General features: G+C 34.9%; 13 protein-coding genes. 11 read left to right on the top strand and 2 right to left on the bottom strand.

Annotated features, from left to right (window positions below):
• Window positions 1-12: 12 nt before the first annotated feature.
• The gene (gene argH / locus PLA12_05630; protein ID HOQ31976.1) at window positions 13-1,386 is read left to right on the top strand and encodes an argininosuccinate lyase; all 1,374 of its coding nucleotides are present in this window, start codon (window positions 13-15) and stop codon (window positions 1,384-1,386) included.
• Window positions 1,387-1,408: 22 nt separating this feature from the next.
• Here argH and msrB read toward each other — a convergent pair whose 3' ends face one another.
• Window positions 1,409-1,789 (bottom strand): peptide-methionine (R)-S-oxide reductase MsrB, encoded by a 381-nt coding sequence (gene msrB / locus PLA12_05625; GenBank protein ID HOQ31975.1) that lies wholly within the window; start codon window positions 1,787-1,789, stop codon window positions 1,409-1,411.
• Window positions 1,790-2,186: 397 nt separating this feature from the next.
• Between msrB and PLA12_05620 the strand changes: the two genes are divergently transcribed.
• The 10 genes from PLA12_05620 to PLA12_05575 all read left to right on the top strand — a co-directional run bounded on the left by PLA12_05620 (window position 2,187) and on the right by PLA12_05575 (window position 12,965).
• Window positions 2,187-2,468: a transposase gene (locus tag PLA12_05620; protein HOQ31974.1), complete on the top strand. Its 282-nt coding sequence runs from the start codon at window positions 2,187-2,189 to the stop codon at window positions 2,466-2,468.
• A 26-nt stretch (window positions 2,469-2,494) separates the two neighbouring features.
• Entirely contained in the window at window positions 2,495-3,298 is an 804-nt protein-coding gene (locus tag PLA12_05615) for a type II restriction endonuclease (GenBank protein HOQ31973.1), read from the top strand.
• 11 nt (window positions 3,299-3,309) lie between these two features.
• A complete protein-coding gene (locus tag PLA12_05610; GenBank protein HOQ31972.1) occupies window positions 3,310-4,377 on the top strand; it encodes a DNA adenine methylase in 1,068 nt (355 codons plus the stop codon).
• A 328-nt stretch (window positions 4,378-4,705) separates the two neighbouring features.
• Window positions 4,706-5,938, top strand: a complete 1,233-nt coding sequence (locus PLA12_05605) for a cofactor-independent phosphoglycerate mutase (protein ID HOQ31971.1) — start codon at window positions 4,706-4,708, stop codon at window positions 5,936-5,938.
• A gap of 84 nt (window positions 5,939-6,022) precedes the next feature.
• Complete coding sequence (cimA, locus tag PLA12_05600; GenBank protein HOQ31970.1) at window positions 6,023-7,648, top strand: citramalate synthase; 1,626 nt, start codon at window positions 6,023-6,025, stop codon at window positions 7,646-7,648.
• 23 nt (window positions 7,649-7,671) lie between these two features.
• Window positions 7,672-8,259, top strand: coding sequence for a hypothetical protein (locus PLA12_05595; protein HOQ31969.1), 588 nt, complete (start codon window positions 7,672-7,674; stop codon window positions 8,257-8,259).
• A 2-nt stretch (window positions 8,260-8,261) separates the two neighbouring features.
• Window positions 8,262-9,365: a hypothetical protein gene (locus PLA12_05590; GenBank protein HOQ31968.1), complete on the top strand. Its 1,104-nt coding sequence runs from the start codon at window positions 8,262-8,264 to the stop codon at window positions 9,363-9,365.
• A 265-nt stretch (window positions 9,366-9,630) separates the two neighbouring features.
• On the top strand, window positions 9,631-11,442 hold the full coding sequence (locus PLA12_05585) for an AlwI family type II restriction endonuclease (GenBank protein HOQ31967.1): 1,812 nt from the start codon (window positions 9,631-9,633) through the stop codon (window positions 11,440-11,442).
• On the top strand, window positions 11,432-12,232 hold the full coding sequence (locus PLA12_05580) for a site-specific DNA-methyltransferase (protein HOQ31966.1): 801 nt from the start codon (window positions 11,432-11,434) through the stop codon (window positions 12,230-12,232). Before PLA12_05585 ends, PLA12_05580 begins: the two co-directional genes overlap by 11 nt.
• Window positions 12,225-12,965, top strand: a complete 741-nt coding sequence (locus PLA12_05575; GenBank protein HOQ31965.1) for a DNA methyltransferase — start codon at window positions 12,225-12,227, stop codon at window positions 12,963-12,965. Before PLA12_05580 ends, PLA12_05575 begins: the two co-directional genes overlap by 8 nt.
• Window positions 12,966-13,317: 352 nt before the next feature.
• Here the strand turns inward: PLA12_05575 and PLA12_05570 are convergent.
• Window positions 13,318-13,677, bottom strand: a 360-nt coding sequence (locus PLA12_05570; GenBank protein ID HOQ31964.1) for an IS1595 family transposase, incomplete at its 5' end; no start/stop codon positions are given.

Raw genomic sequence — 13,677 nt, 5'->3', positions numbered from 1 at the left:
GGAGACAATATCATGAGTAAACAATGGGGTGGTAGATTTGAAGAAAAAACCGACCCGATAGTAGAAACATTTTCCGCCTCGGTTCATTATGATTCGCGTTTGGCAATATTTGACATTCAGGCAAGTATTGCCCATGCCCAAATGTTAGGAAAACAAAATATTATTCCTCCAAAAGATGCTCAGAAAATTGTTCAGGGATTAGAAAGTATTCTCAAAGAGATAGAGCAGGGGAAATTTGTATGGAACCCATCGCTGGAAGATGTGCATACAAATATCGAACATGCTCTGATACAGAAAATTGGCGATTGTGGTAAAAAATTACATACGGCACGCAGTCGAAACGACCAGGTTGTTACAGATGTCCGTCTTTGGACACGGGCACAAATTGATACCATCATTCATTTGATAATTCAACTTCAAAGTGCCTTGATTGAGTTTGCAGAATTTCATTCCAATGTTATTATTCCCGGTTTTACACATTTACAACCAGCACAACCTATTCTCTTATCTCACCACATTTTAGCCTATTTTGAAATGTTTCAACGGGACAAGCAACGCTTTCGGGAACTTCGTCCTCGTGTTAATACATTGCCTTTAGGAGCGGCCGCTCTTGCGGGAACACCTCATCCGATAGACCCTCAATTCGTAGCAAAAAAACTTGGTTTTGAACAACTATGTGCCAATAGCATGGACGCCGTTTCTGACCGTGATTTCTTAATAGAGTTTTGCAGTTATTCTGCTTTACTGATGATGCATCTTTCCCGTTGGTGCGAAGAGCTAATTATCTGGTCCTCACCTCTATTCGGCTTTATCGAAATTGGCGATGCCTTCACAACAGGTTCCAGTATTATGCCTCAGAAGAAAAATCCAGATGTGGCTGAGTTGGTACGCGGAAAATCCGGCCGAGTTTACGGTCATTTATTTGCCTTGTTGACATTAATGAAAAGTTTACCGCTTACCTACAACCGTGATATGCAGGAAGACAAAGAAGCGGTTTTTGATACCGCCGACACAGTAGAGAATTCTTTAATCGTATGCACAAAGATGGTCAAATCTATTAAGGTAAACATAGAAAATATTCAAAAAGCCCTTGACTTAGGTTATATGGAAGCCACAGACCTTGCTGATTATCTGGTGGAAAGGGGCATTAGTTTCCGTGATGCACATTCTATTATTGGTAAAATTGTTCTCTACGCCATTAAAAATAAAAAGCCCCTCCGTGAATTAACTATGGATGAATACAAATCTTTCTCATCCTTGTTCGAACAGGATGTTTATACAATCCTGCAACCTACAACTATTGTAAAACGACGCAATTCTCCCGGGGGAACCAGTCCTGCATGCGTCAGAAAAGCCCTCCAAAAAGCAAGGAAACAACTGAAATAAGTCAGACCTGTTAAGACAACCATCATTCAGGAATAAACTCCAAACTTGCCGAATTGATACAATAACGAAGTCGTGTTGGTGGAGGTCCATCAGGAAAAACATGCCCCAAATGCCCTTTACAATTCGAACAGTGGACCTCTGTTCGTATCATTCCATGACTTGTATCTATACTCTCTTCAATAACCCCTCCCATTATTGGAGACCAATAACTTGGCCAGCCCGTTCCCGAATCAAATTTATGCTCAGAGGAGAAAAGTTTTTGTCCACATCCAGCACAAACATAAACCCCTTTTTCCTTATGATTCCAGTACTTTCCACTAAACGCTGGCTCTGTCCCATGACACCGCAACACATAATAAGCCTCTCTACTCAGTTCCCTATCTTCTTTCTGATTATTCTCCATAACAAATTCCTTTCATAATAATAAAACAAAGTGATTGTGAAAATATTCCACTTGATATAGAATTAAATCAAGAGGAGTATTAAAATGAAGTTAAGAAAACCTATGAAAATTATTTCTTCGGAAGTGAAACTCGAAGAATTAATACGAATAAAAGTGTTTTAAGACCTTTTCAATCTTGTCCTTATTCTGAAAGGAATTCCATAGGAAGGGTTAAAAAAACTTTCTGAAGTGCTACAAATTTAAAAAAAATCGAGTATAAGAAAAGATAGTATTCTGGAGAAGATAAATATTTCCTTCCGTTACTTGGTATAATCAAGCGAAAGGGGAGTGTGAAGTTGGAAGTAGTGACAAATGTTAAAGCAGATACCCTGTTAAAGGAAACAGAAAAAAGGTAAGGATGGGTGGTATTATTTATACAAATCAGTATAAAGCGTATAATGCACTGGTAATGCTTCGGGACTATTTTAAGCATTTACAGATAGATAAAAGTCAGCGATTTGCGAATGGTCGAGTGTATATTAAAGGTATCGGAGGTTTTTGGAGTTATGCGAAGGAGCGGATAATAAAGATTCATGGAGTAGGTTTTCGCTATTTTGAATATTACCTGAAAAAGTTAGAATTTCGATATAATCAACATAATGAAGATTTATATACACTAATTTTAACCTCCATCCTCTAATAAAAGACAGAATAGAAGGAAAAGTGGTGAACTCAGAAGAAAAACAAAAACTAAAAGAGAAATTTAGAACTCAGCTTTTGGAATATGTTGATCAATTTAATTCTGCCGTTTCAACAAAAGATGGTAATTGGGTTGTAAAAGGATTTATAGATATTACAAAAAATATCTATACAATTTCAGTTGACACGAAAGTGGTATCGAAAATTATGGAACTACTTTTATTTCCTAAAATATGTCAATTTGCGGCGAAAAATAAGTATAAAATGGTATTATGTAAAGAACAAAATTTTTATCCTGATATAACATTCATTGATAAAATGGATAACAAATTTGCCGTAGATTTGAAAAGCACATATAGAAAAAATATAAAAGAAGTAAATGGAATGACTTTAGGTGCATTCACAGGATATTTTAGAGATAGAAAAAGCAAGAAAAATATAACATTCCCGTATGATGAATATATAGGTCATTTTGTATTAGGTATTATCTATTCGAGAGCTGATAAACACTTTGATGAAAGAAAAGTATATCGCCTTAAAGATCTTCAAATTATTACATCTGTAGTAAAAGATTTTGTCTTTTTTGTTCAAGAAAAATATAAAATTGCCACCGATAGGGCAGGAAGTGGGAATACAAAAAATATCGGTTCTGTAGTAAAGATAGATGAACTAATAAATGGGAACGGTCCGTTTGCTAAACTTGGAGAAGATATTTTTGATGACTATTGGATGTTTTATCTTACTAAAGATATGGCAAAAGCGGCAGAACTTAAAGATGCACCTTATAGAAATCTGAAACAATATATGCAATACAAAAAAATCAAAAAATGAGGATGAAATAAATGTCACAATTTGTTAAAAAACAATTGACTTTATTTGAAAATCCTCCAGCATTTCCTTCAACACGATTTCAAGGGAGTAAACTCAAAATAGTAGATTGGATATGGGAAGAAATAAGAGAGTTGAAATTTCACACTGCTCTTGACGCTTTTGGAGGGACTGGAAGTGTTGCTTATATGTTGAAGGAGAAAGGTAAGAAAGTAACATATAACGACATACTAAAATTTAACTACTATATAGGGCTTGCTTTGATAGAAAACAAAGAAGTAACACTGACAGATGAAGATGTTAGTTTTCTTCTTACAAGACATAATGGGATTTCCTATCCCACTTTTATTGCTGACACATTTAAAGATATCTATTACACTGATGATGAAAATAGATGGATTGATATAATAGTAACGAACATTAAATTACTGAATGATAAATATAAACAAGCAATGGCTTTTTTTGCACTATTTCAAGCATCTCTTATCAAACGACCCTTCAACCTATTCCATAGAAAGAACCTATATTTAAGATTTGCCGATGTAAAAAGAGATTTTGGGAATAAAGTAACTTGGGATACTTCTTTTGATAAACATTTTAGAAAATTTGTTGATGAAGCTAATAACGCAGTTTTCTGCAATGGTCAAGAGAATAAAGCGTTAAATCTTGATGTTTTTGATATTGAGGAAGAATTTGATCTTGTTTACATAGATACACCTTATATTTCAAAAAAAGGAACTGGAGTAGATTATCTTAACTATTATCATTTCCTTGAGGGGCTTGTTAATTATGACAAGTGGGCTAATCTAATCGATTACAGAACTAAAAATCGGAAGTTGAAAGCAAAACCATCTGTATGGATTGACAAAAATAAAATATACTCTGCTTTTGACAGGCTATTTAAAAAATTTCAAGGTAGTATTCTTGTTGTTTCATATCGTTCGGATGGTATTCCTTCTATAGATGAACTTGTAAATATACTTAAAAAATACAAAAAGACCATCCATCAAATAAAAAGGAAAGACTACAAATACGCATTAAGCATAAATGAGTTAGAGGAAGTAATTTTAGTAGGAGAATAACATTAGCCACTGATCTACAATTTTAAGGAAGGGATAATCTCTATGCAGGCAAGTTCATAGACAGTGTATTTTTCTATCTGTATGTATTCAGCCACTTGTTTAAAAGTCATTATTTCCTTTTTTTTTCATACAGGCAATCCTTTTCTTAAAATACAATTTTTCATAAAGTTAGATTAAATTATGGTATATGAACATATTTATCATTGCTGGAAATAATTTATTACATTGAAACATTTATATAATAAGAGTTAAAATATTACACAAAATATTTTGATTTTTTGTAATTTTATATTCTTTATTGAATTCATGTTTTAAAAAGGAAGTGTATTTGAAATATCTCATTCTTGTAGGAGATGGAATGGCGGATTTTCCTATTCCGGAACTGGACGGAAAGACGCCATTAGAGGTTGCTAAAACCCCAGCAATGGATGAAGTTGCTCAACGGGGTATCGTTGGGCTTTTTTGTCCCATTCCAGAAGGAATGCCTCCGGGTAGCGATATAGGAAATCTTTCACTTTTCGGATTTAATCCTCGAACCTGCTTTACAGGTCGTGCACCGCTGGAAGCCGCACGACAGGGAATTCGACTTACATCCTCGCAGGTCGCCTTCCGTTGCAATATCGTCTCTTTACAGGACGGGAAAATGCATGACTTCACCTCAGGGCATATCCCAACAGAGGATGCTTCTTTATTAATAAAGGATATTGGTAAAGAATTAGAGAAAGAGTATCCTGTTCGTTTCTATCCGGGCGTTAGTTATCGTCATCTGGCAGTGATAAATGCAAACAGCACTTATTCGGTGGAAGATTTAGAACAAACAAACTGCACCCCTCCTCATGATATTACAGGTCAAGCATGGGAAAATTACATGCCTTGCGGTGCCGCAGAAAAGTTAATCCGCTCTATAATGTTGTCCTCACAAAAACTGCTTCCCCAACATACCGTTGCTAAGGAACGAGTTAAACAAGGAAAACCTGAACCCAATTCGTTCTGGCTATGGGGGCAGGGAAGAACACCTCAAATACAATCCTATCAGGAAAAATTTAATCTTAATGGTGTGGTTATCTCTGCAGTTGACCTTGTAAAAGGGATTGGCATTTCCGCAGGATTGGAGTCTATTGATGTGCCGGGAGCAACAGGCTGGATTGATACAAATTATCAAGGGAAAATCGAAACAGCTTTATCTGCCCTGACTCGTGTAGATTTCGCTCTTGTGCATGTAGAAGCACCGGATGAATCGGCTCATCAAGGCGATTTAAAATTGAAAATCAAAGCCATTGAAGATTTCGATGAGAAAATTGTTCGTCCTGCTTTAGAGTTTATTAAACAGTCTAACGAAAGTATCCGTTTATTTGTTGCCCCGGACCATGTTACCGCTCTTTCCACACGAACCCATGCTCAGGGTGCAGTCCCGTTTGCGATGTGTGGTGCCGATATTGAAGTTTCTGGTATTACGGAATACCATGAATCATCTGCAAAAAAAACGGGTATCTATTATCCGGAGGCTCATGAACTCATTCGCCATTTTCTTATGGGGGAACCCTTCTACATAGGAAGCTAATTTATTTTACTCCCCGGAACAAAGAATCCTTACCTTATCTATTTCATATATAATATATAAACTTTAATTTATTGGAGATGAAACATGAACAGTCCCACACAAAAAGAAAAAGTTGAAATCTATGATACAACTTTACGGGATGGTGCTCAGGGACCCGGTATAAAATTTTCTACGGATGACCAGATTCGTGTCATCCTCGCATTAGATGATTTAGGCGTGCATTACATTGAGGCAGGTCAACCGGCTTCCAATCCGAAAGCGGAACAGATTTTTAATAAAGCAAAAAGTTTAAATTTAAAACATACAAAAATAGTGGCTTTCGGAAGTACCCGACATCCTAAATCGCATATTTCAGAAGACCCCAACATCAACGCATTGCTTCGGGCAGAAACAGAAATTACAACTATCTTTACTAAAACCTCTGCCCTTCATGCGACAGAAGTTTTAGGCGTTTCTTTAGAAGAAAATCTAAAACTTATCGAGGAATCTGTTTCTTATCTTAAAAAGCACGGTAGAAAAGTCTTTCTTGATGCGGAACATTTCTTTGATGGATACGATTTAAATCCTGAATATGCAATACAAACATTGCAGGTGGCTATAGATAATGGCGCCGATTTATTAGTTCTATGCGATACCAACGGTGGACATCTACCCCAACAGGTAGAAATAATTACCCGAAAGGTCGTGGAAAAATTTCCCGATACACCTATAGGAATTCATACCCACAATGATACCGGCTGTGCTGTTGCCAATAGTCTTGCAGCGGTCTATGCAGGAGCAAGACATGTTCAGGGGACCATTAATGGTTATGGAGAAAGAACAGGGAACGCTAATCTTTGCACATTAATCCCTAATCTGCAATTTAAGATGGGATTTGATGTGATTAACGAAGAGCAGATGAAAAAATTGACCTATACCTCACATTTCATAGCCGAACTTGCCAATGTTACACCTAAAGATTCAGACCCTTATGTCGGTAGAGATGCCTTTACCCATAAAGCGGGAATGCATGCAGACGCTGTTCGAAAAACGAAATCCAGTTATGAACATATTAATCCTGAATGGATAGGGAATCTGACCCATATTGCCGTGAGCGAACTTTCCGGTCGGGCAAACCTTATTCAAAAAGCCCAGGAATTGGGAATTCATCTTGATAAGGATAGCCCTCAGCTTCGTAAATTGCTACAACGCATTAAGGCATTAGAAACAGAAGGATACGAATTTGAAGGGGCTGATGCTTCCTTTGAATTGGAATTATTAAAGGCGATGGGATTGTATCAGCCTTCCTTTGAGGTGTTAAGCTTTCATACACGGGTGAATCAATGGGCCATGGACCGACATGCTGAGTCAGAAGCCACAGTAAAAATCCAACTCCCGGATAATTCCGTGGCACATACAGTTGCTAATGGAGATGGTCCTGTAGATGCCTTAAACAATGCTATTCGTAAAGCATTAGAACCTTACTTCCCTGAACTTAAAAATGTGCATCTCGAAGATTACAAGGTGCGCATACTCAACGGTCAAAAGGCTACAAAATCAAAAACCCGTGTGTTAATCGAATCCAGTGATGAAAAACAACAATGGGGCACTGTCGGTGTTTCGGAAAATATCATCACGGCATCTTTCACCGCCCTGATTGATAGTATATACTATAAACTATATAAATCTAACAAGGAAAACAACGGCCGCAAAACAACAAATCATCAATAAGATGAATTGGATAAGGATGGACCATGGATGAAGATGTCTATATAAATTATTTTTCAGTCCTAGGACTGGATGAAGAATGTAAAACGGGAGATGTGCGTAAAAACTACAAAAAGATGATGAAGGATTTAATTTTAGAAATTCATAGCACGGAGGTTACTCCCGACCGATTAGACCAGTATTTACTAACTATGGCAAAATTAAATGCGGCTTTCTATATTCTCCGAGATGAAGAACGACGAAATGCGTATGTAGAACATCGGAAGAAGGTAATTCAACTTGAAAAGCAATGGAGTGAGAAAGGAGAAAAAGACCCTTCCTCACCAGAGGCAGACCAACTCCGCCGTGAATATGACCGCATTCTACGCGATTTCCTGACAAAATACATGGAGGAATTAGTTCTGGAGGCAGGTCGCGATAAAGAATGCGTTGAAACCAGCAATTGGGATGCCCACCATGAGCGACATGCCAGCAGAGTCCTACGACATTATCGTCAAAAACTTTATTCACAAATTCATGAACGACTCCCTTATTATGATGTGACCAAACCCAATATTGATTGGTCCGAACGAACACAAACCGCAGAAAAAATCTTACAAGGAGGTAAAATATAGTTATGGCTTCTAAAAACCTCCCCTCAGAAAAAGTTGTTGAACAAGAAATTATTGATTTAGCCTTAGCTAAAGCAATCACCGATGGAGATATTGTAAATTTCCGTTTCTTATTCCTGCCTTATTCACCACTTCGCGAAGATTCTACAGAAGATATAGAATCCATTAAATACTCCTATCTATTACCCACAGAAGAGGAAGAACAAAACCCATTATTTAAAAAGGCTCTGGAATTAGTCTCTCGTAAAGATATTCGCGAGCATGTTCAAAAAGAACTGCATAAAAAAGGACCCGCACAATTACCCTCAGATTTGTTATTAGAATTAGCGGATAACGCGGTCTGTCATGAAAAATTTACTTCTGCATCACAAGCCTACGAACTATTGCGAATTCGACATCGCATGCAGGATTTATTTTTCGAACAGGGCGAAAAAGAACTGGCAAAGAAAAATATCCCACTGGCAGTCCGTTCCTATCGTATTGCTTCCGCTCTGGAATACGATTACAGTGCCTTTCCCGAACCCTTGCCGGCTGTCCCTCGGTATCACGACCAGGCACTCATACTACATGCCGAATACAAAAACAAATGGAATGAATGCATCGGGAATTTGCCTCTGGAAAGTTTCCTGAAAATAGGATTTAATTACTTATTCCTGCTACCGGAACATGCAGGCAAAATTACAGTAAAACCACTGGAAATACAAATCCCTTTCCTTGTGGAACTCATTCGCCAAACAGACCCAGAATGGGAAAAGTTTATCCAACGCATAAAACAAGTAATACCTCTCATGGAAGAATTATACCACGAGATAAAAACACGCATAGAACATATAGCCGATGGACAAATATGGGAAGATGAATGGGATGAAGGATTGAATACAGAAAAATACCTTGCGATTTCAGAGCAACTTTTAGGGCGAAAACTCAATCAGAAAGACTGGTGGGCTTACCTTCGTGAATTAAGTTACAAACATCCACCCTCCGCCTTATTTATAGCCCGACAAATGATTGGCAAAGAACAAGAAATCATCATCCCCCGCTACAACCCAGAAAACCCCATTATCCAAAAACTTTCTTTACCTATATTACCACATATAAACATCGGCTAATAAACATTTTATAAGTTGCCAAAAGAGAATTGCTGTGCATCTTTGATCTGCCAGATAAAATTGAATTAAGAAACTGTCGTTTAACAGTTTGCTTATATTTATTATAAGATAAAGATACTCAATTCTAATCCTAACATCGTAAAATGGGTATTTATCTATCTTATATCTTGGGATTCTATGAAGGAAGAAGGATAATTTTCCAATCTATACTCGGTTGAAGATATAATCTTTTAAATGCTTCTAATTATGTTATAGGAGAAATAGTATGAAAAAACCTTGGTCAATCTCGACAACAGTAAGAAACCCTGAAAGATTACGGGATTTTTTAAGAGTGTTAAAAAATATAGAAGGACAATATTTTAATAAAGATAACCAAGTAAAATATCAAGTTTTATTAATACAAAATCGATTATACAAGCCTCTTTATGTTCCCCAAAAATTTAGAAAGTATTACGAAGAAGCAGAGACAAAAATTTCATATAAAGAAGCGGAAGAAATTTTTTATTCTCAAAAATACGAAGATCCACCTATGAGGGGAAGACAATCTGTAAATCCATTAAATAAACTTGGCTTTTCAATAGCAAGAGAAGGTTTTGGTCCAATAATAATTACTGAATTGGGAAATAAGTTCTTAGAAGGAAATTATGATATAGGTTATATATTCTTCAAGAGTTTACTTAAACTACAATTCCCAAACCCCTGGAGTGAAGATTTTTCAGAAAAAGAAGGTTTTAACATAATGCCATTTGTTTCAGTGATACATCTGATTGACAAACTCAATAGAAGATCTACAAAGGGAGGCTTAAATAAAACTGAGTTTAGTATTTTTGTCCCAACTCTAATAAATTTCGAACAAGTAGATGAATATGTCGAAAAAATTTTGGAATACAGAGAAAAGAAAAATAAAAAAGATAAAGATAGATATATTCTAAATTTCGCAAAGAAATTTTATGAAACAAAAAAGATGCCAGACAAAAAGATAAATAATCTGTTTGATTATGGGGATAACATAATGAGATATTTTAGACTTACAAGATATTTTAAGGTTTCGATGGATCCTTTAGGATATTATTGGAATATCGATATAGAACCTTCAAGAAAAGTTGAAATAGAACAACTTTTAGAGATGTATAATGGAGAAGCTTTTAAATTCAAATCTTTAGCGGATTACTTGAGTCATCTATCTGATATTACAAAGCCGACCTTGCCATGGGAAAAGAAAAAGAATTTAGAAAAAATAGCTAAGTCACTTACAGATATGATTATGGGAATGATAAAGAAAGAAAATTTACAGATTACTCAAAACGAACGAAAAGTTTTGCTTACAGATGTTCAAATATTAAATAAAAATCAACTGGAAAATCATATTTCTTGTTTAAGGGCTTTTAATCTGGAGTTAAAGGAACGATTAAGGAAGATAAAATTATTGGGCGACGTAAACAGAATTAAAGAAATAATAGTAACCTTGAGAGATTCTAAAAAGTTAAAGAAGTATGAACCCGAACAATTTGAGAAATTAATAACAGAGACATTAAAAATAATCAACGACGAGATTGCAATTAAGCCAAACTACCCAGTAGATGACGATGGAGAACCTGTTTCCCACTCTCCTGGAAACAAACCAGACATAGAATGTTACTATACAACATTCCAAGCAATTTGTAAAGTAACATTAAATACATCAAAATTACAATGGGTGCAAGAAGGGCAACCAATAATGAGACATTTAAGAGATTTCGAAGTTCAACATCAAAGTAATGATATATTTTGTATTTTTATTACACCACAAATTCATACTGATACATATTCTCAATTCTGGATCGCTGTAAAATATGAATATAATGGATTACCACAAAAAATAGTACCAATGACAACAGAGCAATTTGCAGTTCTCTTAGAAACATTGTTAAATCTTGTAAAACAAGATAAAAGATTTTCACATAAAGATTTATACAAGTTATATTCTATGATAATTAACGAAACAAAAAATTTGTCTAGTTTTTCTAATTGGGCTAATTTTATAAATGAAGGTATAATACGATGGCAGAATGAGGTGATAAAATTATATGAAAGTTAACCATATATATTTAGGTGACTGTATACAAATAATGGAGAATATAATTCCCAAAGATAGTATAAATTTAGTATATGCGGATCCTCCTTATAATTTATCAGGACAGAGATTAACTTTAGTCAATAACAAAACAGGCGGTCCATTTTATAAAATGAATGAAGATTGGGATACATGGAACTATGAAGATTATCTTGTTTTTACTGAGAATTGGATTAGCAAAGTTTATAATATTTTAAAATCTACTGGTAGTTTATATGTTTCTTGTAATTATCATAACATAGCAGAAGTAATATTTATAGCAAAAAAAATTGGGTTCAAATTAAACAACATAATAACCTGGTATAAGTCAAATGCTATGCCCAATATAACAAAAAGAACATTTACTCATTCTACTGAATATGTTTGTTGGTTTGTTAAAGCTAGTAATTGGAAATTCAATTATGAGAAAGTTAAAGAGTTTAATCCTTATAAAACAAAAGATGGAAAATCAAAACAGTTAAGAGATTTTGTAGATTTTATTGAATTACCCATTGTTCAAGGAAAAGAAAGAATAAAAGGAACAAATAATAGGGCAATACATCCTACTCAAAAACCTGAAAAGTTGCTTGAATTAATTATATTAGCTTCATCAGATGAAGGTGATATAGTTCTTGATCCATTTTTTGGGACTGGAACAACAGGATATGTTGCCTCTAAATTTAAAAGAAAGTGGATTGGTATAGAAATAAATGAAAAATATTATAAAATTGCTTACGATAGAATATATGGAAAAGAGGTGATTAAAAATGTCTGATATTAGTTTATTAAAGGGAGATGCATTTGAAATACTCAAGCAACTGGAAGCAAAGAGTGTAAATTTAATCTTTGCAGATCCTCCTTATAATCTATCAGGAGAAAATCATCTGACTTGCAAGAGCGGGAGAATAGCTAAATGCGATAAAGGTACATGGGATAAAATAGAAGATATCCATAAATTTAATAGAAAATGGATTAAAGAATGTATAAGAGTTTTAAAAGATGATGGAACAATATGGATTTCGGGGACTTTGCACAACCATCCATCTATTGGTGTAGTTTTGAAGCAATTAAATCTTTGGATAATAAATGATATTATCTGGTTTAAACCTAATGCACCACCGTTAATGCAAAAAAACCGTTTTGTACCATCTACTGAATTGATATGGGTTGCTAGCAAATCAAAGAGATACTATTTTAATTATGAAATGGCAGTAAAATTTAGTAATGGAAAACAAATGCGAAACTTGTGGGAAATACCTGCAGAAAGACATAAAACACCTCACCCTACTGAGAAATCAGAAAAATTATTAGAAAGAATAATCTTAATTGGAAGTAAAGAAGGAGATACTATTCTTGATCCATTTATGGGTTCTGGTACAACGGGTGTTATTGCTAAACGCTTTAATAGAAATTTTATAGGAATTGAAATTGATGAAAATTACTTTAACATTGCTCAAAAAAGGATTGATTCCGAATGTAGTTTATTTAGTTTCGTGGAAAAAGATTAATAACCCCTATTTTTCCGACATCTACTTAAATAAAAATTGTAGGCAAAACTTATTTTATTGATCCTGAAATCCCAAAAGGAATGAAGGGAAGTAGATCTCTCTATTGAAAATAATGAAAAGAAAAAGTTGGATTATATTTCCGAATTGGAGGGATTGGAGGGAAATAAATAAGATCTCTATGGTGAAATAGAGATTAACCAATCTTACGAAACTGAGCCAAAATCTAATGAAACTTATTAATTATTAAACTGAGATCTTAGAATAGGGGGAATTTTATTTTGTAATAGGGTAGAGAATTTTATACCTTTTTTGGGTGGATAGAAAAGTATGAAAAAGAGAAAATCTTTGGTGATTATCTATTTGAATCCACTAATAGGATGGAGGTTAAAATTAATGTATATAAATCTTCACTCCGATGATTATACCGAAATTCTAACTCTTTCAGGTAATACTCAAAATATCGAACACTTACCCCATGAAACTTCATCAAGCGCTCCTTCGCATAACTCCAAAAACCTTCTATTCCATTTATATACACCCGACCATTGGAAAACCGCTGTCCCTTATCTATCCGTAAGTGCTTAAAATAGTCCCGATGCATTACTAAAGTATCATACGCTTTATATGGATCCGTATAAATAATACTCCCTCTCCTTACCTTCTTCTCTATCTCCTTCAATAAAGTCTCCGCCTTAACATCCGGCACTACCTC

The sequence above is a fragment of the Candidatus Hydrogenedens sp. genome (assembly GCA_035378955.1).
Taxonomy (GTDB): Bacteria; Hydrogenedentota; Hydrogenedentia; order Hydrogenedentales; family Hydrogenedentaceae; genus Hydrogenedens.
Note: the sequence above shows the minus strand (reverse complement) of the source record. Positions and strands in the feature narration are given on the sequence as shown.